The sequence below is a fragment of the Streptomyces sp. DS1-CR2 genome (assembly GCF_055760475.1).
The window spans coordinates 7003927-7029588 of the sequence record NZ_CM147085.1 but is presented as its reverse complement, the minus strand read 5'-3'; the positions used below and the strand labels follow the sequence as shown (position 1 = coordinate 7029588).

20 protein-coding genes and 4 pseudogenes are annotated in these 25662 nt (G+C 69.6%); 9 read left to right on the top strand and 15 right to left on the bottom strand.

All coding sequences use genetic code 11. The features are described from left to right. The first annotated feature begins 12 nt into the window (after window positions 1-12). Entirely contained in the window at window positions 13-1389 is a 1377-nt protein-coding gene (locus ACY0PA_RS33120; RefSeq protein ID WP_473079639.1) for an IS1380 family transposase, read from the top strand. A 258-nt stretch (window positions 1390-1647) separates the two neighbouring features. On the opposite strand, the pseudogene ACY0PA_RS33115 reads toward ACY0PA_RS33120, so the two are convergent. Next, window positions 1648-2876: pseudogene (locus ACY0PA_RS33115) on the bottom strand (IS701 family transposase). Between the two features lie 11 nt (window positions 2877-2887). On the opposite strand from ACY0PA_RS33115, the pseudogene ACY0PA_RS33110 reads away from it, so the two are divergent. Further along, window positions 2888-3732, top strand: a pseudogene (locus ACY0PA_RS33110) (NAD-dependent malic enzyme); the annotation flags it as partial. Here ACY0PA_RS33110 and ACY0PA_RS33105 read toward each other — a convergent pair. Beyond that, window positions 3719-4924 (bottom strand): MFS transporter, encoded by a 1206-nt coding sequence (locus ACY0PA_RS33105; RefSeq protein ID WP_473081130.1) that lies wholly within the window; start codon window positions 4922-4924, stop codon window positions 3719-3721. The pseudogene ACY0PA_RS33110 and the gene ACY0PA_RS33105 overlap by 14 nt on opposite strands. Window positions 4925-4955: 31 nt before the next feature. On the opposite strand from ACY0PA_RS33105, the gene ACY0PA_RS33100 reads away from it, so the two are divergent. Beyond that, entirely contained in the window at window positions 4956-5534 is a 579-nt protein-coding gene (locus tag ACY0PA_RS33100) for a TetR/AcrR family transcriptional regulator (RefSeq protein ID WP_473081129.1), read from the top strand. A gap of 220 nt (window positions 5535-5754) precedes the next feature. Here the strand turns inward: ACY0PA_RS33100 and ACY0PA_RS33095 are convergent. Then, window positions 5755-6139 (bottom strand): annotated as a pseudogene (locus ACY0PA_RS33095) (acyl-CoA dehydrogenase family protein). A gap of 509 nt (window positions 6140-6648) precedes the next feature. On the opposite strand from ACY0PA_RS33095, the gene ACY0PA_RS33090 reads away from it, so the two are divergent. From ACY0PA_RS33090 to ACY0PA_RS33070, 5 genes are all read left to right on the top strand, one after another. After that, entirely contained in the window at window positions 6649-7398 is a 750-nt protein-coding gene (locus ACY0PA_RS33090) for an SDR family oxidoreductase (RefSeq protein ID WP_473081128.1), read from the top strand. A 513-nt stretch (window positions 7399-7911) separates the two neighbouring features. Further along, window positions 7912-8751 carry a helix-turn-helix transcriptional regulator gene (locus ACY0PA_RS33085; RefSeq protein ID WP_473081127.1) on the top strand — a complete coding sequence of 280 codons (840 nt, stop codon included), beginning with the start codon at window positions 7912-7914 and terminating at the stop codon, window positions 8749-8751. A 247-nt stretch (window positions 8752-8998) separates the two neighbouring features. Then, window positions 8999-9592 carry a TetR/AcrR family transcriptional regulator gene (locus ACY0PA_RS33080; protein ID WP_473081126.1) on the top strand — a complete coding sequence of 198 codons (594 nt, stop codon included), beginning with the start codon at window positions 8999-9001 and terminating at the stop codon, window positions 9590-9592. Window positions 9593-9697: 105 nt separating this feature from the next. After that, complete coding sequence (locus ACY0PA_RS33075; protein ID WP_473081125.1) at window positions 9698-10432, top strand: NADPH-dependent F420 reductase; 735 nt, start codon at window positions 9698-9700, stop codon at window positions 10430-10432. A 229-nt stretch (window positions 10433-10661) separates the two neighbouring features. Next, window positions 10662-11405, top strand: a complete 744-nt coding sequence (locus ACY0PA_RS33070; protein ID WP_473081124.1) for an NADPH-dependent F420 reductase — start codon at window positions 10662-10664, stop codon at window positions 11403-11405. Window positions 11406-11544: 139 nt separating this feature from the next. Here ACY0PA_RS33070 and ACY0PA_RS33065 read toward each other — a convergent pair whose 3' ends face one another. The 4 genes from ACY0PA_RS33065 to ACY0PA_RS33050 all read right to left on the bottom strand — a co-directional run bounded on the left by ACY0PA_RS33065 (window position 11545) and on the right by ACY0PA_RS33050 (window position 15060). Then, window positions 11545-11667 (bottom strand): hypothetical protein, encoded by a 123-nt coding sequence (locus ACY0PA_RS33065; RefSeq protein WP_473081123.1) that lies wholly within the window; start codon window positions 11665-11667, stop codon window positions 11545-11547. Between the two features lie 20 nt (window positions 11668-11687). Further along, complete coding sequence (locus ACY0PA_RS33060; protein WP_473081122.1) at window positions 11688-11825, bottom strand: hypothetical protein; 138 nt, start codon at window positions 11823-11825, stop codon at window positions 11688-11690. Between the two features lie 217 nt (window positions 11826-12042). Continuing rightward, window positions 12043-13440, bottom strand: a complete 1398-nt coding sequence (locus ACY0PA_RS33055) for a lipase family protein (RefSeq protein ID WP_473081121.1) — start codon at window positions 13438-13440, stop codon at window positions 12043-12045. Window positions 13441-13461: 21 nt separating this feature from the next. Continuing rightward, window positions 13462-15060, bottom strand: a complete 1599-nt coding sequence (locus tag ACY0PA_RS33050) for a GMC oxidoreductase (RefSeq protein WP_473081120.1) — start codon at window positions 15058-15060, stop codon at window positions 13462-13464. A gap of 261 nt (window positions 15061-15321) precedes the next feature. On the opposite strand from ACY0PA_RS33050, the gene ACY0PA_RS33045 reads away from it, so the two are divergent. Beyond that, window positions 15322-15969, top strand: coding sequence for a TetR/AcrR family transcriptional regulator (locus tag ACY0PA_RS33045; RefSeq protein WP_473081119.1), 648 nt, complete (start codon window positions 15322-15324; stop codon window positions 15967-15969). Window positions 15970-16316: 347 nt separating this feature from the next. On the opposite strand, the pseudogene obgE reads toward ACY0PA_RS33045, so the two are convergent. From obgE to ACY0PA_RS33005, 8 genes and pseudogenes are all read right to left on the bottom strand, one after another. Then, window positions 16317-17735: pseudogene (gene obgE / locus ACY0PA_RS33040) on the bottom strand (GTPase ObgE); the annotation flags it as partial. Window positions 17736-17789: 54 nt separating this feature from the next. Then, window positions 17790-18806: an MsnO8 family LLM class oxidoreductase gene (locus ACY0PA_RS33035; RefSeq protein ID WP_473081118.1), complete on the bottom strand. Its 1017-nt coding sequence runs from the start codon at window positions 18804-18806 to the stop codon at window positions 17790-17792. A 37-nt stretch (window positions 18807-18843) separates the two neighbouring features. Further along, entirely contained in the window at window positions 18844-19296 is a 453-nt protein-coding gene (locus tag ACY0PA_RS33030) for a flavin reductase family protein (RefSeq protein ID WP_473081117.1), read from the bottom strand. 66 nt (window positions 19297-19362) lie between these two features. Continuing rightward, window positions 19363-20703 carry an NtaA/DmoA family FMN-dependent monooxygenase gene (locus ACY0PA_RS33025; RefSeq protein ID WP_473081116.1) on the bottom strand — a complete coding sequence of 447 codons (1341 nt, stop codon included), beginning with the start codon at window positions 20701-20703 and terminating at the stop codon, window positions 19363-19365. Between the two features lie 225 nt (window positions 20704-20928). Continuing rightward, window positions 20929-21522 carry a nitroreductase family protein gene (locus ACY0PA_RS33020; RefSeq protein WP_473086503.1) on the bottom strand — a complete coding sequence of 198 codons (594 nt, stop codon included), beginning with the start codon at window positions 21520-21522 and terminating at the stop codon, window positions 20929-20931. A gap of 114 nt (window positions 21523-21636) precedes the next feature. After that, window positions 21637-22737, bottom strand: a complete 1101-nt coding sequence (locus ACY0PA_RS33015; RefSeq protein WP_473086502.1) for an IS110 family RNA-guided transposase — start codon at window positions 22735-22737, stop codon at window positions 21637-21639. Between the two features lie 1082 nt (window positions 22738-23819). Further along, window positions 23820-24398, bottom strand: coding sequence for a sugar kinase (locus ACY0PA_RS33010; RefSeq protein ID WP_473081115.1), 579 nt, complete (start codon window positions 24396-24398; stop codon window positions 23820-23822). Beyond that, on the bottom strand, window positions 24398-25582 hold the full coding sequence (locus ACY0PA_RS33005; protein WP_473081114.1) for an ROK family glucokinase: 1185 nt from the start codon (window positions 25580-25582) through the stop codon (window positions 24398-24400). The genes ACY0PA_RS33010 and ACY0PA_RS33005 overlap by 1 nt, the downstream gene beginning before the upstream one ends. Between the last annotated feature and the right edge of the window lie 80 nt (window positions 25583-25662).

The following is a 25662-nucleotide window of genomic DNA, read 5'->3' as shown; positions in this document are numbered from 1 at the left end:
AGCACTCTCCAGGTGAAGAAGCGTATCGGGTCGTACCCGCGTGTCCGCATCGAGGGCGGCGGCCGGGCGGTGGTCTCGCAGGCTGGGGGCGTGCTGCTGGTCGAGACCGTCCGCAAGGCCGGCCTGGACACCGCGATATCAGCGGCGCTGACGCCGTGGCGGAAGACTCGGGCGGTGCACGACCCGGGCAAGATCCTGCTGGACGTGGCCCTGGCGGTCGCGCTGGGCGGCGACTGCCTCGCGGATGTCGCCATGCTGCGGGCCGAGCCGGCCGTGTTCGGGCCGGTGGCCTCCGACCCGACGGTCTCCCGCCTCATAGACACCCTTGCAGCCTCCGGGGAGAAGGCCCTGCGGGCCATCCGTGCCGCGCGGGCTGAAGTCCGCCGACATGTCTGGCGGTTGGCCGACCGGGAAGCGCCTGATGCGGGCGGGACGGTGACCGTCGACCTCGACGGGGTGCTGGTGATCGCGCACTCGGACAAGGAGGACGCCGCGCCCACGTGGAAGCGAACCTATGGCCACCACCCGCTGATGGGGTTCGTCGACCACGGACCGGGCGGCACCGGTGAGCCCGTGGCGGCCCTGCTCAGGCCGGGCAACGCGGGATCGAACACGGCCGCCGACCACATCACCGCCGCCCGACTGGCCTTGGCCCAGCTGCCGAAGAAGTACCGGCGCGGGCGCCGGACGTTGATCCGCACCGACTCCGCGGGCGGCACCCACGACTTCGTCGCCTGGCTCGCTCAGCGGGGACGGTGGCTGTCCTACTCGGTCGGCATGGTGATCACCGAGGCGATCCACCAGCATGTGCTGAAGGTTCCGGCATCGGCCTGGACGGCGGCCGTCGAGGCCGAGGGCGGGATCCGTGACGGCGCCTGGGTCGCTGAACTCACCAGCAACGTTCTGGACGGCTGGCCGGAGGGCATGCGGCTGATCGTCAGGAAGGAACGACCGCACCCCGGTGCTCAGTTGCGGCTCACGGATGCGGACGGCATGCGGCTGACCTGTTTCGCCACCAACACCTCGGGCCGGCCGATCGCCGAGCTCGAGCTCCGTCACCGGCTGCGGGCCCGGGCCGAGGACCGCATCCGCGCCGCCCGGGCCACCGGCCTGCGCAATCTCCCTCTGCACCGCACGGCCCAGAACCGGATCTGGCTGGAGATCGTGCAGATCGCACTGGACCTGCTGGCCTGGATGCCGATGCTCGCACTGACGGGCAAGGCCAGGTGCTGGGAGCCCCGCCGACTGCGGCTCCGCCTGTTCACCGCGGCCGGACAGCTCGTGACCACCGGCCGTCGGCGAATCCTCCGCCTGGCCCGGCACTGGCCCTGGACCAGCCACATCACCACAGCCCTCGAACGGCTCGCACTCCTGCCGAACCCCGGCTGACCAACGGATTCCCGTCCCTACGACAGCAGCTCAACACCCGGAGCAGTGGAACCCGGCGCCACCCCGAGACGACACTCGGGTCCTGGGTATGCACAGCCTCAGCCGACGGCACGAAAACGGTCCACCGACTCCGTCGGCGGACCGTCACGAAACTTCGAGGCTAATACTCCAGTCAGAATTCGTGTCCTGAGCTGGCTCTTTTCCGGTAGTGGCATCGATGGGCGATGGCTTGGTGGCGTCTGCGCCAGTGGGACCATGTCAGTGCATGCTGACGCTGGTTGAGCGCGGGTCTGGGGTGGGGCAGCAGAGTGTCCAGGAGCCGTCGGATTTCTGCCACGGTGAGGGAGACGAGGCTGGTCGGTTCGTTTCTGCGGTTTCCCGGTGGGCCTCTTGGGCAGCCAGGGCGGTCAGGAAGGCACGCGCGAGCATGGCCAGGGTGATGTGCCGATACCAGCCCGGATAGCGGCGGACCTCGTACTCGTCCAGGCCGCACTCGTTCTTCGCGGCCTGGAAGCATTCCTCGACTGCCCACCGACTGCCGGCGATCCGGGCGAGTTCGTCGATCTCGATGCCGACGGGTGCGTGGGCAAGGTAGGAGGCAATCTCGGTGGGGTCGGACAGGCTGCGGCGGGCCAGCACCCAGCGATTATGGGTCGGCGGATCTGGGTCGAAAATGATGTTGGCGGGCAGTTTCGCCGCGGCCCAGTCATAGACGCGCGGGCCCTTCGCCCCGTCACCGCAGGACAGCCGCTGCCAGGCATCGGCGGGGGCTTCGTCGATGAGCTGGTCGATGCGCCAGCAGCCGGCTAGGGACTTGATCTGCTGGGACTTGGGCACCGCACCACGTAACCGAGGCCGAGCTGCTCGAGCAGGCGGCGGAAGTTCCAGTCCTGCCCATAAGCCTCGTCCGCGGTCACCCAGGCGGCCGGGAGGCCCGCGGCCAGGCAGCGGCGCACGATCTCCCGGGCCAGCTCGCCCTTGGTGGCAAAGCCGCGTTCATCAGGGATTTTCGCTGCCCGGCACCGCTCACGGTCGGAGGTCCAGGCTTTCGGTAGGTAGAGCTCCCGGTCCACCAGGGCCCGGCCCGAGCTGGTGGCATAGGCGCCGAACACGCCGATCTGGCAATTGTCGATCTTCCCCGAGGTGCCGGTGTACTGCCGGCCCACCCCGGCCGAGGTGGTGCCCTTCTTGACGAACCCGGTGTCATCGATGATCAGCACCCCGCCCGGGCCGAGCCGCTCGGCGGCATAGTCCCGCACGTCATCGCGAACGGCGTCGACGTCCCAGCGGGCACCGTTCAGCAGGTGCTGCAGGCCCGCCGGATCACGGTGGCCGGCCCACTCGGCCAGCTGCCAGCCGTTCTTCCGCCCGACCGGCGCCAGCAGTCCCCGCACGTAGTCACGCATCCGCCACCGCAGATCCGCCCGGGTCCGAACCGGCCCGCACCACCCGAGCGAGGAGCAACTCCAACTCGGCCTTCCAGCAATCGACTTCAGGCATCACTTCCATACCCGACCAACGACAAACAGCAGCTGAAGTCCCCGCGGCAGGCAATGCCGTCTCCCGGCTGACCGCCACCATGGAGGCGCTGGGCGGCTCGGTGACCGCGCTCGACGTCATCTCTTCCGACGCCGACCGCCTCGGCATCGACGTCACGATCGCGGCCTCCTCCACCTCGCACGCGGACGAGATCGTCGAAGGTCTGCGCGGCATCGAGGGCGTCGTCCTCGGCAAGGTCTCCGACCGTACGTTCCTGATGCACCTCGGCGGCAAGATCGAGATGGTGTCCAAGCACCCCATACGCAACCGCGACGACCTCTCCATGGTCTACACGCCGGGCGTCGCCCGCGTCTGCATGGCCATCGCCGAGAACCCCGAGGACGCGCGCCGCCTCACCATCAAGCGCAACTCCGTCGCCGTCGTCACCGACGGCTCGGCCGTCCTCGGTCTCGGCAACATCGGCCCGATGGCCGCCCTGCCGGTCATGGAGGGCAAGGCGGCCCTGTTCAAGCGGTTCGCCGGCATCGACGCCTGGCCGATCTGCCTGGACACCCAGGACACCGACGCCATCGTCGAGATCGTCAAGGCCATCGCCCCCGGCTTCGCGGGCATCAACCTGGAGGACATCTCCGCGCCGCGCTGCTTCGAGATCGAGGCACGGCTGCGCGAGGCCCTGGACATCCCCGTCTTCCACGACGACCAGCACGGCACCGCCATCGTGGTGCTCGCCGCGCTGACCAACGCGCTGCGCGTGGTGGACAAGGGCATCGGTGACGTACGGGTCGTCATGTCGGGTGCGGCGCCGCCGGTACGGCCATCCTGAAGCTGCTCATCGCGGCAGGGGGTCAAGCTTCGACATCGCCGCGAATGCCATGCCGAATCCCACGCCGACGACAAGGGTGATCAGGTAGATCCCCCACTCGCGGTCCTGCGCCACGGCGACGAGGAAGTAGCCCACGGCGCCGATCACGGATCCGACGATGACCAGGTTCTTCGAGCCGAAGCGGCGTGCCATCCCTCCGGCGACCACGCCGAGCACGAACACTGCCACCGTCTGCGGCAACAACATCAGACCTGATTGGGTGATCGACGCACCGAAGCCGTAGCCCGCGGACGAGGAGGTCTGGAACATCTGGGGCAAGAACGCGAACGCGGCATAGAACGCCGCACCGGACAGCAGTGCAACGAGGTTCGTCGCCCAGACGGCACGCACCCGCATCATCGTCATGTCGATCAGCGGGTGCTCGGCGCGAGACTCCGCTACCACCCAGACAACGGCGAGCACGACGGCGACCGCAAGCAGGCCCAACACCTTGGCCGATGTCCAACCCCAGGTCGGCGCCTCACTGACACCGAGCAGCAGTGCGACCAACCAGCCGGACAGCAGGAGCGCGGTGAGCCAGTTGATGGAGCCTGCACTGCGCTGCAGCGATTCCGGAACCAGGAAGTGGGCGGCCAGGGCGGAGATGGCCAAAAGGATCAGAGGCCACCAGAACAGCCAGTGGTAGCCGAAGGCGGTCACGATCGGGCCGGCCAGCACGATGCCGATGCCGGCGCCGACGGCACTCAGTCCGGCAATGGTGCCCACCGCGCTCGGAACCTTGTCCTGCGGCAACTCGTCGCGAATGATGCCGAACGCCAGCGGGAGAACGCCTCCGCCGACGCCCTGGATGACCCGGCCGACGATCATCACGAGCAGGTTGGTCGCTACCGCGGACAGCAAGCAGCCGATCGCCAGCGCTACCAACGCGATCACGAACATCCGCTTCTTACCGGTCATGTCGCCCAGGCGACCCATGATCGGCGTGAAGATGGACGCTGACAGCAGGTAGGCGGTCAGCACCCAGGTGACGTTGGTCTGAGAGGTGTGCAACGCGACCTGGATGGTCGGCAGTACAGGGGTGACCAGTGACTGCAGCAGGGCGTACGTACCAACCCCTGCCGTGCGGCTGCACCGCCGCAACAAAGCGAGACCAGCACCGCTACGCTGATAGGGAGAGGGTCTCCGCTTCACGAAACGACAATACGGAGACATTCTCCGCATTGTCAAAGGAGGTGGTTCGGACGTGACAGACGCAAGCACCCGCCAGCGCGCCGCCCGAACGGACAAGCAGCGCAATCGCTCGCACATCCTCGGCGTGGCCGAGCAGTACTTCACCGAGCACGGCGTGTCCGACTCGATGAACGCCATCGCCAAACTGGCAGGCGTCGGGGCCGGCACCCTGTACCGCCACTTCCCCAACCGCGACGCTCTGCTCGCGGCACTTCTGCAGGCACGCAGCGACGAACTCAAGGCCCGTCGTGACGCCATCCGGCGCGAGGTGCACGATTCAACCGCCGCACTCGCTCAGTGGCTGGAGGCGCTGGGCCACTGGGCCACCGCCTTCAACGGCCTGCCGGAACCTCTTCGTCTGGCGCTCAACGAGGGATCGTCACCTCTGGCGCTCACATGCCAGGGTTACGTCACGATCACCGACGAGTTCTTGTCCGCGGCCCAACGCGACGGCGGCGCCCGACCGACCGTGCGAGGCAAAGACCTGTTCCTGAACGTGCTCGCGATCAGTTGGGTGCGGGAGGCCGCCTTGGCCGACGAGACGTCCGGCCCCGCGCTCGAAGACATCATGCGGGCGGGTTGGGCCACGTGACCTCACGGTCAGCGGTCTCGACACGCCTTGTCGCGTCGGTCGAGAAGCTTTCGGGTTGCGACCGACAACGCTGCCCGCGGTTCTGGGGTCGGTCTAGAGCCTCGACCGCGCCTGCGGTCCCCTCGCGTACGGGGCGCGGCGAGATGGTGAGTGACGTGCAGACCCCCAGCGCAACGCGTGCCCGCGTAAATCCAGAGCTGGACGTCCGTAGCCTCGAGCGTCATGTACGGCGCAGCTCCTCCCGCGCAATGGTGCGGCGGTGGACGGCGTCCGGGCCGTCGACGATGCGCAGCACGCGGGCCCAGGCGTAGACGTAGGCCAGCGGGAAGTCGTCGCTGACGCCGGCGCCGCCGAAGACCTCGATGGCACGGTCGATGACAGCGGTGGCGACGGCGGGCGCGACGACCTTTATGGCTGCTATCTCAGCACGCGCCCTCGGCGCCGTGCCGGTCGATCAACCAGGCAGTCTCGAGGACGAGCAGGCGCGCCTGCTCGATTTCGATGCGTGAGCGCGCGATGAGCTCCTGCGCGACGCCCTGGTCGGCGAGCGTTTTGCCGACGCGACGCACCTGCGCGACCGCTTGACCAGCAACGCGAGCGCGCATTCGGCCACGCCGATGGCGCGCATGGCTGCGGGCGCTTACCGGCGTAGTGAAGACTGCCTCGCACGTGGTCATCGTGGCGCCGGCCGCGCTCGGACAGTGGCCCCGACCAGGGCACCTTCCCTTGGCCGTCGGCTCGCTCCACCATGCTGGCCCCGCGGCAGAACGGTTCCTCGATCCCCACGGCCCCCACCGCTTCCTCCAGCATGTCGTGCACCGACAGCAACGTGGGAGGGCAGATTGCTCTCCGGCCGGCCGGGTCCGCGCGGGTGCTGCGGTTCCATGATGGATCCGCCGATACCGCCCAGACCGTGATCCTGGCCACCGGGGTCTCCCACTGGCGGCTCGCGGCGCCCGGTCTGGAGGCGCTGACCGGCTGTGGCGTCTTCTATGGCCCAGCCAGGGACCGTCGATCCATGGATAAACCTTCCTCTCCCGCGCCTGCACGGGCGCCCCTACGGTCGAGGCTGCGGGCGCTCACCGGCCCGCCGTAACGAAGGAGCAAGACCCCCATGAAGATGACCGGCAACACGATCCTGATCACCGGCGGAACCTCGGGCATCGGCCTCGGCCTGGCCCTGCGCCTGCACGAGGCCGGCAACAAGGTGATCGTCGCCGGCCGGCGCAAGGAACTCCTCGACGAGATCACGGCCGAGCATCCGGGCATCGACGCGCTGGTCCTCGATGTGGCGGACCCCGACTCGATCGCCCGGGCCCGCGAGACCGTGGCAGCGAGCCACCCGGGGCTGAACGTCCTGGTAAACAACGCCGGCATCATGCTGCGGGAGAACCTCCTCGACCCGGCCGAACTCCCGGTCGCCGAGGATCACGTCACGGTCAACCTGCTCGGCACGATCCGGATGACGTACGCCTTCCTGCCGCTGCTGGTGGGCAAGGACGACGCGGTCGTCATGAACGTCACCTCCGCGCTGGCGTTCGTCCCGTACCCGAGCACCCCGACCTACAGCGCGACCAAGGCCGCGCTGCACTCCTTCTCCGAGAGCCTGCGCATCCAACTCGCCGGTGCTGACGCCGGCCTCCAGGTGATCGAGATGGCCCCGCCGGGCGTGCGCACGACCCTGCTGGGCCAGCAGGACAACGACCACGCCATGCCGCTGGACGACTTCCTCACCGAGGCCCTCGACCTGCTGCGCGAGAAGCCCGACGCGAAGGAGATTGTCGTCGAGCGCGCCCGGTTCATCCGCGACGCGGAGGCCAGCGGCTCCTACGACAACGTCCTCGCCATGATCACCAGCAGCTGACCGACCTGTCATGCCCGATGCGAAACAACAGCACGCGGGCAGGCCCTGTGGGGCCACATCGCGGACGAACGCGAGCGGGACCGCCTCGGGGAGGTCCTCACCGAAGACGCGGAACGATAGGGAAGCGTCTTGGGTTTCGCCCCGGTCGTCGCGCGGGAGGCGACCGGATCCGTCCTGAGTGCCGACGGGCACGCGAGCGCCCGTCTGACACCGCGAACATCGTCGTGTCGGCCAGGCCGAGCGACGAGGCTCGGGGCCGGTCCCAAAGCGTCGGGCGTCGTCGACGGGGGACCGTCGCCGCAGGCCGTCTTCCATACCGGCGGCCTGCGGCGTACCGCCGATGGTCAGCGAATTTCCCAGCGGGTCATGCAGGTCAAGTGACCATCGGGTTGTCTCGCTGGGAGCGCTCTCGGCGTCTACCGTATGAGTGGCCGCGCGCGGGTGGGAGAGGAGTGCTCAGCCATGGATCGGCGGTCTCTGGATAGTCGGGCAGGATACGGCGAGGATGGGGGCATGGACAAGAAGGAACTAGCGGCATTCCTGCGCCGCCGGCGTGAGATGTTGCGGCCCCGCGACGTCGGGCTGGTCGAGGGGCCGCGCAGGCGTACGCAAGGGCTGCGCCGCGAGGAGGTCGCGCAGCTCGCCGGCATGTCCACCGACTACTACGCCCGGCTGGAACAGCAGCGTGCTCCGCAGCCCTCCGTCCAGATCACCGGGGCGCTCGCCAGGGCGCTGCGGCTGTCCCTGGACGAACGCGACCATCTCTTCGTGCTCATCGGCCACAACGCCCCGGCCCGCTTCCACCGCTCCGAACATGTCAGCCCGCCGCTGATGCGGGTCCTGGACCGCCTGGACGACTCCCCGGCCCTGGTGCAGACCGACCTGCTCGACACTCTCGCGATGAACCCCTTGGCCGTCGCGCTGCTCGGCGACCAGACCCGCCACACCGGTCTGGCCCGCAGTGGCTACTACCGCTGGTTCATGGACCCGGCCGAGCGTCTGATGGTTCCCGAGGAGAGCCGCGAGCGCCACGGCCGCGCCCAGGCAGCACGTCTGCGGGCCGCGCTCACAGCCGGCAGCGACACCCCACGAGCCGCACGGATCCTCGCCGAACTCCAGGAGCACAGCCCTGAGTTCGTCCGCATGTGGGAACTTCAGGAGGTCGCACAAAGCTACGACGACTGCAAGACCATCCTCCATCCCGAACTCGGCCGCATCGACGTCGACGCCCAGGTCCTGTTCACCGAGAACCGCGCCCAGACTCTGGTGGTGCTGACCACTCGCCCCGGCACGGAGAGCCACAGCAAGCTCGAACTGCTCTCCGTCATCGGGCACCAGCAGCTCACCCCCTGATGCCTGGCCCGGGGGGACGGGCCAGGCTCGGCGCGGGAGGGGCCGTACAAGGGCAGCCTGGAATGGTGCAGCCCGCACGGCTTGTGCCCTGCGCTCTGCGGCCAGACATGTCGCCCCGCTGCTCTGTCCGGGCACCGTGGTCGGGCCGCCCGTTTGACCGGATGCCGCCTCCGTTTTACTCTCGAATGTGTACGGAGGCAGCATCCGTTTTGATGCGGCCGCACGATCACGGCAGGCAGGAGGGCGCATGAGCGCCGGTGAACTGCGGGGGCGTAAGCCACGTGCGGACGTTCAGCGCAACCGCGCTGCCCTCCTGGAGACCGCGCAGCGTCACTTCCTGCAGCACGGGGTCGGCACCTCGCTTGAGGCGGTGGCCAAGGAGGCGGGCGTCGGTCCCGGCACCCTGTACCGGCACTTCCCCACCCGGGAGGCGCTGCTGGCGGCTGTGCTGCAGACGCGCTCTGAGGAGTTGGTGGCCCGCCAGGCGGACATCGAGCAGCTCGGCGACCCGGCCGAGGCGCTGGAGCAGTGGCTGCGGGCGATGGAGGAGTACTTCAGCGCCTTCAGTGGGCTGCCGGAACCGCTCATGGCCGCGGCCAGGGCTCAGGAACCGGACAACCCGCTCACGATTCCCTGCGACATCCTCATCACCGCCACCGATCAATACGTGGAAGCGGCGCAGCTCGCGGGCCGCGTGCGCGCGTCGGTGCGGGGGCACGACCTGTTCCTTGCGGCCTGTTCCGTTGCCTGGATCAAGGGCACCGGTACCGAGGAGAAGTCGCTCGACCGGCTCCGCACGCTCATCGCGAGCGGCTACCGCGAGCGGGACCCCCAGGCGTAAAAAGCCAGACACCGCGCCTCGCCCCCCCAAGGCCAGGTGGCACCGCCACACGGCCATCACATCGCGCTGCCCTAAGGGGCGGCACAACCTCGTAAGGAACAAATCATGAAAATTAATGTCATAGGCGCCGGTGCCATCGGCGGGAACCTCGCTGCCAAGCTCAGCGCGGCCGGTCACGACGTCCAGGTGGCCGACGCCCGCGGCCCCGAGACGGTCCGGGCGGATGTGCTGGAGTCCGGGGCTCGCGCGGCGGAGCTCGCCGACGCCGTCCAGGGCCGCGACGTCATCGTCCTGGCCATCCCCTTCGGGGTGGCGGGGAAGCTGGCCGGCCTGTTCGCCTCGGTCCCCGAGGAGACGGTGGTTATCGACACCTCGAACTACTACCCGCACCTCAGCGGGCAGATCGAGGCCGTGGACAACGGCGCGGTGGAGAGCGTGTGGAACGCCAAGCAGCTGGGGCGGCCCGTGGTCAAGGCGTGGAACGCCGCCCTGGCCGAAACCCAGCGGGCCAAGGGTCTTCCGGCCGGAACACCCGGCCGCCTCGCCATCCCCGTCGCAGGCGACTCCGAGGAGGCGCGGCGCGTGGCCATGCAGCTCGTGGACGATACCGGCTTCGACCCCTACGACGCCGGCACACTGGCCGACTCCTGGCGCCAGCAGCCCAACAGCCCCGCCTACTGCACCGAACTGACCCTCGACGAGCTGCCGGCGGCCCTGGCCGCGGCCGACCGCGTCAAGGACGCGGCCATCCGCGACAGCCTCCCGGAACGCTTCGCCGCCCTCCCGGCCAACCCCACCGTCGACGACGTCGTCGAAATGAACCGCGCCGCCCACCGCTGAGCCACCCAACGCGACTCTCGTGCACGCAACGACACGAGAGCGGCAGCGCTGGTACGCCGCGAACACACAAGACGAACACGAAGAGCGGCGCTCACTTCGGCAAGGTCGTCATCACCCACTTGCGCCACCCGTCCACGGTCGGCCGCAGCCCCGGTCACGTGCCGCAGGGACCAAGCCCCGGAACCTCGGTCACCGAAACAGGGTTCCGTTCCGGACAAGGAGTTTCACCATGAAGATCGGCATTCTCGGCACCGGGAACATCGGCAAGACGTTGATCAGGCGGTTGAGCGCGGCCGGGCACGAGGTAAAGGCGGCCAATTCGCGAGGCCCGCAGACGATCGAGGCGGACGTGCTGGCCTCGGGCGGACGCACGGTGACAGCGGCGGAAGCCGTAGTGGACGTCGACGCCGTGGTCCTCTCCATTCCCTTCGCCCGCATTCCGCAGGTCGCACCACTGATCGCCAAGGTGCCGGCTGACACGGTTGTCCTCGACACGTCGAACTACTTCCCGCAGCGGGACAACGGAATCGCGGCCATCGAGGCCGGCCAGCCCGAGAGCGTGTGGGCTGCCAAGCAACTGGGCCGGTCCATCGTCAAGGCGTGGAACTCGATCGGAGCCGAGTCGTTCGCGCACAGGAACAAGCCGGCGGGAAGTGCGGACCGCATCTCGCTCCCCGTCGCGGCCGACAGTGCGCGAGAGCGTGGCCTGGCAATGGCACTCGTTGGGGACACCGGGTTCGACGCCTTTGATGCGGGGCCGCTCGCGGAATCGTGGCGGCAGCAGCCCGGCACACCCGCCTACTGCACGGATCTCACCCGTCAGGAGCTGCCGGACGCACTGGCGGCGGCCGACGCGGCGCGATCACCGAAGCGGCGCGACCTCGGGCTCGCCGTGGTCCAGGAACGCTTCGGGGCCGGCGTGCAACCAGACGCGGAATACCTTGTCCGCCTGAACCGCGCAATCTCCATGTGAGGAGGGACGGGGCCCACCCCGTCCAAAACATTGGAGGCCGCCCGGGTGGCCGTGCACGTGGCCAGCCCCCTGGTGGTCCAGTGGTTCGTCTCCGGCGCCGTATCACGCAACAGGTGAACGACCCGAACGGCCTCGGGGTTCAGGGGGTGTCGCCCTGCCAGTCCCAGACGCCCGGCGTACCGGGTCGGGGTTCGTAGTCGGACCGGCCGCCGGCCCCGTACGGCCCGAGATTCGTGATCAGCATCGCGCGCGATGGACGCATTCTCCTTGTTGAGGTAGTCCCTATCGAGTACCTGGGGACATGCTTTCGGTGGCGATGCTCTGCATGTCGGCCGTCTTGCTGATGACCAGCTTGTGCCCCATCAAGTTCTTCGGCAGGTTGCCGGAGAACGTGAGGCGGACCGTGAACGATGCTCCCACAGCCCCTGAGTGCGGTGTTCTGCGAGCGAGGTGGGCTGCGGCCTCGGCGTCGACCGGGCATCCTCTGGCCAGTCCCGCCGGCCGGAGGTGGCGTCGGGGAACCCGGCGTGTACGGACCAGGCGGCCGGCGCCTGACTTTCTGATGCACGCACGGACGTGCCGCGTCCACCGGAGTGTCATCCGGTGGACGCGGCACGGTCGGTGTGTGCGCGGTGGTTCAGAGCTGGATGGGCATCGACCAGCAGTTGGAGGTGGCCGTCTTGCCGGCGAGGCGTTCGGTCAGCCAGGAGATGGAGTCGCCCTGGTCGGTGATGAGGGGCACGAGGTGGTTGGTGAGGATCTTGTCGCCGAGGTTGGGCAGCACGATGGCGTCGTAGGTGACGTTGGCGCCTTTGTTGCACCAGTCGACGGCGAGCTTTCGGGCCTGGGAGTGGGGAACGATGTCGTCTTGGATGCCGGTGGCCAGGCGTACGGGTCCGGTCGGCTTGAGCGTGCCGATGCGCTGCTTGTCCAGGGCGGCCTTGGCGCGCGGGTCGGCGGCGATGATGTCCCCGATGGACTTGCCGTTGGTGGTCCACTTCGTGCTCTTGGTGAAGCCGTAGCCGAAGAGAGCGTCGCCGACGCACATGGTCGACGCGTCCGCCAGGGCGGCCTTGCCGGTCGCGCTGATGTTCGCGTTGACGATCGCGCGCAGGTCGGGGTCGGCCTGGGCGAATCCGCTGATGGACCAGGCCAGCGCTCCGGCTAGCGCGCTGCCGTCGATGCCCCTCATGACCGAGGTCAGATCCGCCGGAGGTGCACCGGCGTAGGTGCCGGCGAGCGGGATGTCGGGGGCGTAGGAGGACTGGAGTTCGGCGGCTGCTGCACTGGCGCCACCGCCCTGGCTGTAGCCGTACAGGCCGGTGCGGGACGCCGCGGTGACCGACGCTCCGGGTACGGCGTGGGCGGCGCGGGCCGCGTCGAGCAGGGCGTGTGCCTGGTCGAGGCGGTTGACGTAGGTGTGCAGGCGGTCGGTGGCGCCGAGGCCCACGTAGTCGGTGACGACGACGGCTGCCCCGGTGGACAGGATGCGGTAGATCGCGAGGGCTTCGTAGCCCACGGACACCGTGTCGCCGTTGAGGGTGAGCGGGTTCTGCAGGGCGAAGGACGGGGCGCACTGGTCGCCCTGGCCCATGGTGCCCGAGGCCACCGCGACCAGGGGGCGCGGTCCGGTTCCCTTCCAGGCGGCGGAGGGTTCGATGTAGGCGCCGGTCACGGCGACGGGCTGTCCGGCCGAGTCGGTGGACTTGTACATCAGGCGGGTCGCGGTGCCGGGCATCGGTCGGCCGTCCAGGCCGGGGATGCTCAGCCCGAGCGGCAGTGCTTCGGTACGGATCAACGCGCCGTTCGTGGAGGGGAGTTCAGCCGGTGGGGTGTAGAAGGCGGGGATGGTGACCCCGCGGGAGACGATGCGTTCCGGTGCGGCGGCCGAGGCTGGTGCCGCCGACAGGCCGGCGCAGACGGTGCCCGCGGCGACGACCCCGGCCAGCAGGCGGAGCCCCGGCTTGATGGCGCGGCCGGTCGCCACTGCGGGGGCGGGGAGGGTGGAACGGGAACGGGTTCTCTTGCGGCTCATGGCGTGCTCCTCGTTCGTCGCTTAGATGGTCGTGTCGATGTCGTGTGCGGTGATGTGGTCCATGGCCCGTTCGGCCACGGCGGCGATGGTCATCGAGGGGTTGCAGGCGCCGGTGGTGCCGGGGATCAGTGCACCGTCGAGGACGTAGAGGCCGCGCTGGCCCTGGACGCGGCCTTCGAGGTCGCAGACGGTGCCCATCGGGGCGCCGCCGAGCGGGTGCCAGGTGCTGTTGACCAGGGCGTTCGTGTCCGTGAGGACACCTAGCCCCTTGGCGACCTTGCTGACGCGCCGCTGGATGCTGCGGTGGCTGGCGACGTCGCCCCCCAGGGGCCAGTGCAGCGATACGGAGTCGGTGGCGGCGTTGTAGCGGAACCGGCCGCGGTCGGCGCTCACCCCGAAGCCGACCAGCATGGTCGTCCGGGAGTTGAGGCCGAGCGGCGGGAGTGACGCCTGGATGATGGTGTTCGCTGTGGCGGGGTCGTCCCACTCCTTGCTGCCGTAGACGACCGGGCCGCCCTGCTCGGCACCGAAGTCCTCCTGGAGGTTGGTCCAGGCGTAGATGCGGTCGCCGTTGGTTCCCCAGCCCTCGCCGAGGCCGTCGGGCAGGTCGGGGATGGCGCCGGTGGCTCCCGCGCGGACGAGGAGCTTGCTGGTGTTGACGCTGCCCGCCGCCATGACCAGGGCGCGGGCGGTGAGGATCTTCTGCTCCAGCACGGTTCCCGCGTCGTCGGTGCGGTCGATGTGCACCTCCCAGCGGCCGTCGGCCGCCCGGGCCACGGAGGTGACGTTGTGGTGGGTGCGGACCGTCACTCTGCCGGTCGCCTCGGCCTGCCGGAGGTAGGTCACGTCGACGGAGTGCTTGCCGCCGTTGTTGACGCCGAGTGCGCAGTCCCCGTTCGTGTAGGACGGCTTCATCTCGCCGCGCAGCTCGGCCAGGGCGTAGTCCCAGTCGATCGGCATCGGAATCTTCTCCAGGCCGTATCCGGCCCTGCGCACCCGCTCGGCGAAGACCCGCGCGGCGTAGTAGGTGGAGGAGTTGACCAGCTCGTCCGGCGCCGTCGCCGCGCCGAGCATGGCGGCGACCCGCGGGTAGTGGATCTTGTCCATGCGCCGGTAGTCGAGTTCCTGGAGCAGCCAGGTGTTGAAGACCGCCTCGGAGGGCTGGAGCGTCATGCCCTGGTAGACGAGGGAGCCGCCGCCGACCCCGGCCGCGCAGACGCTCAGGATGTTCTCTCCGAGTATCGGCTCCAGCAGGCCCACGTAGGGGGCGAAGTTCAAAGGGGCGCCGATGAGCTTGGCGAGCGGGCGGATTGCCGCGGGGAGGGTGCCGTACCAGAGTGCCCGCTGGTCGAGGCCGGAGACGCGCGGGAAGGTCTCCGCATTCGGGCCGGTCGGCCAGCGCCGGCCGCGTTCCAGCACGGTGACCGGCACGCCGGCCTGCGCCAGGCGCAGCGCGGCCACTCCGCCGCCGAAGCCAGAGCCGATGACGAGGGCCCGGTGTTCTTCCCGGACCAGCCTCACCCGGGAGGGAGCCGCGCCGGCGGTGGGCGTGGGGAGAACGCTCGCGGCTGCGAGTCCGGCAGCGCCGGTGAGCAGGGCGCGCCTGCTGGGAATGGGCATGTGCGGCTCCTTCGGTGGGATGGGGCGCCGTCCGATCGGTTGGCCGTACGAGCAGCCTGGTCGGGGCGGGATTCAGGTGGTCGCGGTAGCCGGGCGCTAAATGACCTGTACATGCCAAACGTGCGTGAGACAGCACTGTTACTCGATGGTCACTTACGGCAGCGTAGGTCTGTGTGTCAGTGAGAGACAAGGCGTCTGCGTGTGCCATTTTTGAAGGGCTCGCTATGCTGCGACGACAGACGGGGGCCGGAGGGGGCGAAGGTGCACGAAACGCCAACGGTGGTATACGCGAGAGCAGTTCAGACGGAAGCGAAGCCGTCGCTCGCCGAGCGACGGAAAGAGACGCTCCGCTTCGAGATAGCTGCCGAGGCCGTCCGCCTGTTCGCCGCACACGGCGTCACCGGCACCACGGGCGAACAGATCGCCCGCGCCGTCGGCATCTCCTCGCGTACCCTGTGGCGCCACTTCCCCACCAAGGAGAGCTGCATCCTGCCGCTGCTCTCCGCCGGGCTCGATTTCGCCGTCGCCCAACTGCGCCACTGGCCAGCCGACATGGGCCTGCTGGACTTCGTCACACGATCGCTGCGTGCCGGTGAACTGCCCGCGGTGGCCCCCGTCATCCTCGACCTGATCCGCATGACCACCACCGACCCGGCACTGCGCGCCGTCTGGCTCCAGGCCCACGACGAGGCCCTGCCCGTCCTCGCCCAACTCCTCGCCGAGCGGTCCGGCGGCAGCGCCGACGACCTGCGGACCAAGGTGCACGCGGCCACCATCAACGGTGCGCTGCGAGCGGCCTCGGAGGACTTCGCCCGCCGGTACGCGGAGGAACCCGAGGCGGCAGGCAGCGAGATTGCCACGTGCCTGCTCGCCGCCCTGCGTGCGGCGTCGGAGGGCCTGCCTTACTGACTGACGCCAGCTCCTGGTACCGCATGCCCAGTGAGGGCGCATCGCCGGCGGTCCGCGGCCCGGACTCCCGGGGCGGACGTTCCCGTCACCGCCCCGGGGGACAGGGCTCCGCGAAGCGAAGCAAGCAGGGAGGCAGCAGCCGGTGCTCCGTATGAGCAATGCCAACCGGGAGTTGGCCGCTTACTGACCATGCCGCGCCCGGGCGGCGCGTCAGCCGGGAGCCCTGGAGATTAAACACTCCCCCGCCCGGCCTCTCCTGTGGCCGACACCTCGGCCCACTCTTTCCAGGTCCTGACTCTCGCTCGGCGTGGACCTGCCGGACGACCTGGTGCAGGAAGAAGCTGGAGCTCCGGATCGCTCCGCTCCGCCTGGTGGTCCCGCCGCCGCGTCACGGCCGGCCGCGGCGCGTTGAAGCGGTGGTCCTCGCCACGCCGGCCGAGCATCTCGGCGCCCGCCGTCATCGTCGGCTCCCAGTCGAAGACGACCGCGTTCTCCTCAGGCCCGATCGCGACGCCGTCACCGTGCTGCGCACCCGCCTTCATCAGCTCGTCCTCGACACCGAGACGGCTGAGCCGGTCGGCGAGGTAGCCCACGGCCTCGTCGTTGTTGAAGTCGGTCTGCCGCACCCACCGCTCCGGCTTCTCACCGCGGACGCGGAACAGCGGCTCGCCGTCGACGTCCTCGCGCTTGACGGTGAAGCCCACGTCGTCCACGGCCTTCGGGCGGATGACAATGCGGGTCGCCTCCTCCTTCGGCTTCGCGGCACGCGCGGCACCCACCAGCTCGGCGAGCGCGTACGACAGCTCCTTGAGCCCTTTGTGGGCGACGGCCGACACCTCGACGACGCGGTAGCCGCGCTCCTCCAGGTCGGGCCGCACCATCTCGGCGAGGTCCTGACCGTCGGGCACGTCGATCTTGTTGAGGACGACGATCCGCGGACGGTTCTCCAGCCCCGCGCCGTACTTCCGCAGCTCCGCCTCGATGACGTCGAGGTCGGACACCGGGTCACGGTCGGACTCCAGGGTCGCCGTGTCCAGGACGTGCACCAGCACGCTGCACCGCTCGATGTGCCGCAGGAACTCCAGACCGAGGCCCTTGCCCTGGCCGGCGCACGGGATGAGGCCCGGCACGTCCGCGATCGTGTAGACCGTCGAGCCGGCCGTCACCACGCCCAGGTTCGGCACCAGCGTCGTGAACGGGTAGTCGGCGATCTTCGGCTTGGCCGCGGAGAGCACCGAGATCAGCGAGGACTTTCCGGCGCTCGGGTAGCCGACGAGCGCCACGTCCGCGACGGTCTTCAGCTCCAGGACGACGTGCCGCTCGTCGCCGGGCACACCGAACAGCGCGAAGCCGGGCGCCTTGCGGCGGGCCGAGGCGAGGGCCGCGTTGCCGAGGCCGCCACGCCCGCCCTGCGCGGCGACGAACGTGGTGCCCTGGCCGACGAGGTCGGCGAGCACATTGCCCTGCTTGTCGAGGACGACGGTGCCGTCCGGCACCGGCAGGACCAGGTCCTGGCCGTCCTTGCCGGAGCGGTGGTCGCCCGCGCCCGGTTGGCCGTTGGTGGCCTTGCGGTGCGGGGAGTGGTGGTAGCCGAGGAGTGCCGTGACGTCCTGGTCGACGACCAGGATCACGTCACCGCCACGGCCGCCGTTGCCGCCGTCCGGGCCGCCGAGCGGCTTGAACTTCTCCCGGTGGACAGCGGCACAGCCGTGGCCCCCGCTACCCGCGGCGACCTGAAGTTCGACGCGGTCCACGAAGGTGGTCATCGGTCAGTGCCTCCAGAAACTTACGGGACTTCAGGGATTCGGAACGGTGGCCCGTCACTTGAGGGCGGGGGTGAGATCGAGTGCCTGAGCAAGCAGAGTGCGGGAGTGGGCGCGGGTCGCGGGATCCGCGACCATGTCCTGGACCATGACCTCTTCGACGCCGGCGGCCTTGGTCATCTGCTCCAGCTGGTCCCGTACAGTCCCCGGGCTGCCGGCGACCTGGAGGGGCCAGCGTCCGTCGGTGATGACCGTGGGCGCGTCCTTTTGTGCCTGGGTAAGTTCGCGTGCGGCCTCCTCGACGGTGGGGACCTGCGCGCGGGTGCCGGTGCGCGCCAGGCGTGCCATGAGGGCCGTCCGGATCCAGCTCAGGCGCTGGGCTTCGGCGTCGGTGTCGGCCACCACGATGCTGAGGGACAAGATTCCGCGCGGCCTCGTCGGACCGCCGGCGGCGTGGGCGCCGTGGCGGAGCAGGGCCCGGGCGGCCAGGCCGGGGTTGATGAAACCGGCGAACGCGTAGCCGAGGCCGAGCTGTCCGGCCATCCGGGCGCTGGAGCCGGAGGAGCCGAGGATCCACACCTCGGGTCGGGTGGAGATGCCGGCCGTGGGGTCGAGGCGGGCGAAGGGATGGTCGGCGGGGAAGCCGCCGTGGAGGTGGGCGAGGACCTCTTGGACCTGTTCGGCGAAGTCGTCGGTGGGCGGTACGTCGCGGTCGCGGCGCAGGGCGAGGTCGACGACGGGGCCCGCGGTGGCCCGGCCGAGGCCGAGGTCGATGCGGCCCGGTGCGAGGGCTTCGAGCAGGGCGAAGTTCTCGACGACCTTGTACGGACTGTAGTGGTTGAGCAGGACCGCGCCGGAGCCCACCCGGATGCGTGAAGTCGCGCTCGCCGCCAGGGCGATGAGGATTTCGGGGGCCGAGGAGGCGGCACTGACGGCATCGTGGTGCTCGGCGTACCAGATGCGGTGGTAGCCGAGCTCCTCCGCCTGTCGCGCGGCGGCGACGACGTCCTTGAGCGCCTGCGGTTTGTCGCTGCTGGGGGCGACGTTGGCGAGTTCGACGAGGGAGAGTTTCATGGTCTTTCTGTCCTTGCTGCCGTCGGGCGGCCTGTCGTCAGGCGGCCTGCGGGGTGTGCGTGCCGAAGGAACGCCGGTGGTAGGTGAGGGGGCCCGGGCCGCCCCTACGCGCCTCGGCGGCGGTGACGTGGGCGAGCAGAACGGTGTGGTCCCCGGCCGTCACGTACTCGTCGACCTCGGCCGCGGCCCAGGCCGCCGAGCCCGGCAGGCGGGGCAGGCCCTGGCTCGCCCGCCAGGAGACGCCGTCGAACCTGTCCGGGCCCGAGCGGGCGAAGGCCGTGGCGAGACCGGCCTGGTGTACGCCCAGGATGTTGAGGCCGAAGCGGCCGGAACGGCGGACGAGCGCGAGGAGTTCGGAGCGGTTGTCCAGTGACACCAGCACCATGGGAGGCGTCAGGGAGTGGGAGGCGAATGCGCTGACCGTGGTGCCGTGCGGGCGGGTGCCGTCCATGGCGGTGACCACGGCGACCGGGGAGGCGGCGGCCGCCATGGCGTCGCGGAACGCTTGCGGGGGGCGCGGCGTTGGACGACGCGGCGGTGGTGGGCCGCACGGGGCTCATGACCGGGCCGGCTTCGTGAGGCGCGGGTCGAGGCCGTACTGCTCGTGGGCGCCAAGGTGGTCGCGCAGGGTGGGGCCCTCGTAGTCCTCGTGGAACAGGCCGCGTTCCTGCAGGATCGGGACGACCTGGTCGACGAAGGCGTCGAAGCCGTCGTGGAAACCGTCGAGGGCGATCGAGAAGCCGTCGCAGGCCCCCGCCTCGAACCACTCCTGCATGTGGTCGGCCACGTCGGTCGCGGTACCGGCGACCACCGGGTGGTAGTCGATGACGCCGTGGGCGATCACGTCGCGCAACGTCCAGCCTTCCCGGGCCACTTCGAGGGCGCGGGCGGAGCGCGGGTCGTGCGGGCTGGGCACGGCGTCGGCGAGCTGCTGCGCGGTCAGCGGCTCGTCGAGCTGCGCGGGGCCGAGCGGGAGACCGAGCATGGCGCCGAGGTAGCGGACGCGCTGGACCAGGTCGACAACCTCGTCCAGGAAGCGGCGCCGCTGAAGGGCGGCCTCGGAGGAGGTGGCGATGGTCGGCATGAAACCGGCGAGCATCTTCACCTCGTCCGGGTCACGTCCGGCGCGCTTGGCGGCGTCCCGCAGGGCCTCGCGCTGGGCCCGGGCGTCCTCGATGGTGTAGGGGTTGGCGTACACGCCGCTGGCGTAGCGACCGGCGATCTCCAGGCCGTAACTGCCGCCGCCCGCCTGGAAGATGACCGGCTGGCCCTGCTCGGACGGCGGGATGGGCAGTGGGCCGCGGGAGGCGACGTGCTTGCCCTGCAGGTTGACCGGCTGGATCTTGTCCATGTCGGCGTACCGCTTGTTCTCGACGTCGAGCAGCAGGGCGTCCTTCTCCCAGCTGCCCCACAGCGCCTGCACGATCTGGATGACCTCGTGGGCGCGCTCGTACTTCTCGGCGCGCGGCGGGACCTGGCTGCCGAAGTTCGCCGCGGCGGCGGGGTCGGAGGTGGTCACCGCGTTCCACCCGGCCCGGCCGTGGCTGATCACGTCCAGGGCCTTGAACTGGCGGGCAAGGTTATAGGGCTCGTTGAAGGTGGTGGAGGCGGTGGTGACCAGCCCGATCCGCTCGGTCTCCCGCGCGAGGACGGTCAGGAGCAGCAGCGGGTCGATCGCCTGGCGCGGGGCGTGGTGGTCGAGGTCCGTGTCCAGAACCGGGGTGTCCGCGATGAACAGCAGCTGGACCTTGCCGCGTTCGGCGGCCTGTGCGTACCGCACGAACTGATCCATGTCCGTGTAGCTGTTCAGGTTCGCACCCGGCAGCCGCCAGGCCCCGGGCTCGGCCCCGTAGCCGCCGCTGAACTGCATGCCCAGGACCATCTGCCCGCTTGTCATGGCTCCTCCTCCAGACGAGGCGCTAGGAAACGGAGAGAGCCTCCGCTTTACCTTCTCGAGGATACGGAGGCTCCCTCCGAATTGTCAAAGGGGGAGTAGGGGGTAGACCCCGCAGGCGCGCGGAATGAGGTGCGGATGCCCGGGCTGTGGGCAGCCGTCATGGGGGCGGGATCCTGCCGCTGCGCCGCTCCCGAGGGCCGGACTTCTTGCCGGCTGACGTGTTACTTACTGTCGAGGACGCCAGGGGTGTCGTGCAGGACCACGCTCTACTGCAGCGGAACCCGCTCGGTGCGCAGTGTGTTCACCGGTGCCGCCGGTCGGCCGTACCGAAGGAGATGCCGAACAGCAGCTTGAACTCCGCCGGGACGCCCAGGAATTCGCGGACGGTCCTGCATAGGCGCCGGGTACGGCCTGCGGGATCCCGGCCGGCCCGCGGGCCGCCAGGGAGAGCAGGAAGTTCTGCGCGCACATGCCGATGTCGCCGGCCGTGCGCACGCCGTCGCCGAGCGTCGGCATGAACAGGAAGGCGGCGTGGGGAGCGCCGTAGAACTCCAGGTTCTCGCGGGCCGCCGCCCTCCTGTCGTCCCGGTCCGAGCGCACGATGCCGCGGGCCCGGTAGGTGCTCGTGCCCAGCGCCCGCGCCCGCTCGAGGGAGATGCCCTCCTCGCCGTAATCGGCGGTGAAATCCTGGCAGGTGCGATCCTCGTCTTCGGCCCGGAGCGGTTCATTGCTGAGAGCGTCCCGCGCCGCGCCGGAGACGACGTGCACGGTCCACGGCGGGGTATTGCTGTTCGAAGGGGCCGTCTGGGCGTCTTCCAGTTCGCCGCGGATGACCGAAGGGGGCAGAGAGGTTGGCAGGAATTGCCGATTTCCCGAAGTCAGAGGCAGCCCCCGGCCAGAGCGAGTCGCCGGCGGCCGCCTTCGGCCAAGAGGCTATGAGCAGGGTTCTGGCTGTGGCTGTCCGATGAGGTGGAAGACCTCCCGGGCCGCGTAGCGTTTGAGGCACCGGATGATCTCGCGCCGGGTCTTGCCCTCTTTGATACGGCGCTCGTAGTAGTTCTGCGTGCGCGGGTCGACCCGCAGGCGGGTGAACACGATGCGATGGAGGGCGGCGTTGGCCTGCCGGTCGCCGCCGCGGTTGAGGCGGCGGAACTGCCGGCGTCCCGAGGAACGCTCGACCGGACTGACCCCGCACAAAGCAGCGAACGACGCCTCAGTGCCCAGCCGTTCCGGGTTGTCCCCCACCGCGATCAGCAAGGCGACAGCCGTGTCCGGGCCGATCCCCACCACGTCCAGTAGCTGCGGGGCATGGCATTCCACGAGCCGGGCCAGACGAGCGTCCACATCCCGGATCTGCTCGGAGAGCTGACCGATCCGGGTTGCCAGCAGACCCAGCGTGCTCCGCGTGGCCTGCAGCACCGACTCCTCGCCGACCCCCTCCTGACCGCTCACGTCGGCGAACCCCGCACAAGTACGGAAGAGTTCTGCATTGCCCAGTCCGGCCAGTTCTTCCCGTAGGGCTGGGTCGGCAGTGATGAGGACGGCCTTGAGCTGGTTGATGGCTTGCGTGCGGGCTTTGACGGCCGACACCTTCGTCAGCTTGTACATTCTGGCGATCTGCACCGGCCCGTCGCCCGCCTTGGCCCGGGCCCGCGCCCGCCCGCTCAAGACCGCTCGCGCCGCATTCTGGGCATCCAGCGGATCCGACTTGCCGCGCCGCCGGCGATCCGCCCGGTCCATCTGATTCACGTCCAGCACGTCCACACCCTGCGCCAGCAGATAGCGGGACAGGGACGCCCCGTAGGAGCCGGTCCCTTCCACCCCGGCCCGCCTCAGCACGCCCGACTTCCTGGCCCACTTCAGCAGATCCCGGTATCCGGCTGCGGTGGCCGGGAACTCGTCGGTGGCCAGCACGGCCCCTGTTACGGAGAGCACCGCAGCCACGTGGGCATCCCGGTGCGTGTCCACTCCCAGCACCACCTCTCCCCCAGGACGGCGACGGCGGGTCTGCGGGGCGAGCGACGTACTGGGCACGGTCGAAGTGGACATGCCCGTTCCCCTTCCGGTCCGACGAAGTGTCGCGTCGCCGGTACCGGGCCGCGTCAGACAGTCAGAATCGTGAGGACGCCACAATGATCGGCAGGCCCCTATCGGGACACACCCCGCCAGCCCGGCACCGACAACGCACCATCCCCGGCCAACAGCCGACACTGCGAAATTCAGACGCTCCGGTCAGAGATGTCATGAGTCAGACCCCAGACCCGGGACAGCACCCACCAATCCTCCCGCCCGTCGCAGCATTCCCACCTGGAAACAGGGAGCATGCTCAGTCCCAGCTCTTGGGGCGTCGTGGAACTGACACCGGCCGATCGTTATGCGGCACAGAGGCCGACATCTTGGTTCAAGTTGCGTCACGACAGACGCCGTACCGATGTGATCGGACCTCGCCGCTGACGAACGTTGAGGCCCCCTGCCCGCACCAGGCCGACAGGGGGCCTCAGCGACCATCACGTGTCACATTGCTGTCACCAACACCGTCGACGCACCAAGACCACCAAGACCAAACCTGCGTGAACGGCGTCGAACTGGACCACGTGGACGTCAGAAGACGGTTCTGCCTACCTGTGCCATGTGGTACCCAGTGAGGGACCCAAGATCAGGACAGGAGCGTCTTCTGGCCCGTCAAAGCGGTATTGCAGGGTGTTCTTCGGTGTCTCACTCACGCCCTGCACGGTCTCACATCTCACAATTCCTCACACGACTGGGTGGACACCCCGTGCAGGCCGTCCCACGTCGTGGAGACTTCGCGAAGATCCTCCACGTCCGGCTTGACGTACCACCGCTCGGCGGTCCTCACGTTCGTGTGACCGGCCCACCGCGCAAGGGATGTGGTCCGGCACGCCGTGGTCGGCCAGGAAGGTGAGGCACGCGGCCACGACGCCAGCAGGTGAAAGATCGTCAGGGAACCGATCGGAAGCCTTGGTTGACCTTCACCTTGGGGGAGGCCACAGCATCGGTGGGGCCGGCCGGTGATCTCGACGAACTGCTCGAAGCCGGTGCGGGTGGCGTCCACGATCCGTCCCCGCGGGGACGGGCGCCGGTGAGCGCTGCCCGCGCTAAGGCGTCGTCGTCGACACCACGTACACGAAGGGCTTCGCCGGGTTCTCCCGGTTCACCACGATGTCCAGGGTCGGCTCGGGGTTCTTCTGCTTGTGGGTGAGGCCCCGGTAGGGGCCGGGGCCGTCGAAGGCCCAGCCGACGACCTTCTGGTTGCGCGGGCTGATGGTGACGTCGTCCTTCTTCAGCTCGGACGAACTGCTCCCGATGGTCTTCAGGAACTTGTCGAGGCCCGAGTCCGTGGTGCGGAAGCGGACGTAGAGGCGGCTCGTCCTGAGGTTGTTCGTCTCGTAGTACGCGACGCCCTTGGCGGAGGAGACCGGTATCGGCACCTGGTACAGCCGGCGCTGGACCTTGGAGGGCCAGCCGATGGTGAGGCCTGTCGCGGAGTACTTGGCCTCCTTGTCCTTGCCGCTGTTGCGGCTCTGGTTCGCGGAGATCACCAGATAGCCGGCGGGCACGCCGATGAGCAGCACGATCGTGAGCAGCGTCAGCGCGCGGCGGCGGATGACCCTCCGGCGGTTCCCAGGGGGGCGCTGCCCTTCGTCGGGGGACGAGGGCTGGCGTGGCACGGTCATTACTTGGGTCCCTGGGTCTCGCCGGCGGCGCTCGCCGGGCTTTGCGGGCCCAGGCCGAAGCCCGTGCCCTGGTGGTAACGCTCGTAGCGCTCGTACCGTTCCACGCGCCGGCGCTTGGCCCGGCGGAAGCGGCGGGCGACGAGCCGTGCGAGGTCCGCGGCGCCGACCATACCGGCCTCGGGGCCGAGCTGGGCGCGGGCGATGCGAGCCTCGGGGCGGTAGCCGCGGCCGGTGAGGTGGCGCTTGAAGGCGTCGCGGGCCGGGCCGATCAGCAGGTCGTCGGCCGCGGAGACGCCGCCACCGATGACGAAGCAGGAGGGGTCCAGGGCGGCCGCGAGGTTCGCGATGCCGACGCCGAGCCACTGGCCGATGTCCTGGAGCAGCTCGATGCACATGGCGTCGCCCTCGCGGGCGAGTTCGGTGATGAGCGGGCCCGTGATGTCGGAGACGTTGCCCTTGACGCGCTCGATGAGCCCGTACGCGACCGGGGAGTCCGCGGCGGCGAGCTCGCGGGCCTCGCGCACGAGGGCGTTGCCGGAGCTGTACTGCTCCCAGCAGCCGCGGTTGCCGCACGGGCAGCGGTGGCCGCCGGGGACGACCTGCATGTGGCCGAACTCACCGGCGACTCCGAACTTGCCTCGCTTGACCTGGCCGTCCTCCAGGATCGCGCCGCCGATGCCGGTGCCCAGCGTGATCATGACCAAGTGGTCCTCGCCACGGCCCGCGCCGAAGCGCCACTCGGCCCAGGCGGCCGTGTTCGCGTCGTTGTCGACGAGTACGGGGACGGAGAGGCGGCTGGAGATCCGGTCCCGGAGGGGCTCGTTACGCCACGACAGGTGGGGCGCGAACAGGATGCGGTTGCGCTCCGCGTCGACCCAGCCGGCCGCGCCGATGCCGACGGCGTGTACGTCGTGCCGGTCGGAGAGGTCGAGCACCAGCTCCGTGATCGTGTCCTCGACGACCTTGGGGCTCTTGGACTTGTCCGGAGTCTCTGCGCGCAGGGTCTCCAGGATGTTGCCGTCGGCGTCGACGACGCCCGCCATCACCTTCGTACCGCCGATGTCGATACCGACGGTCGGGACGCGCGGCGCCGTCAGGTGGGAACGGCGCTCACGCGTGCCGACGGTCCGCAGGACGGTGGCTCGTGCGGAGCCGCGGTGGGCGAGGTCGCGGTAGGTGCTCATCGCGCCGATTGTGCCATTTCGCTGCCGCTCGGGCTTCCAGGTGCGGTACCGGTCACTTGGGGTGGGCGTGGCGCTACCGC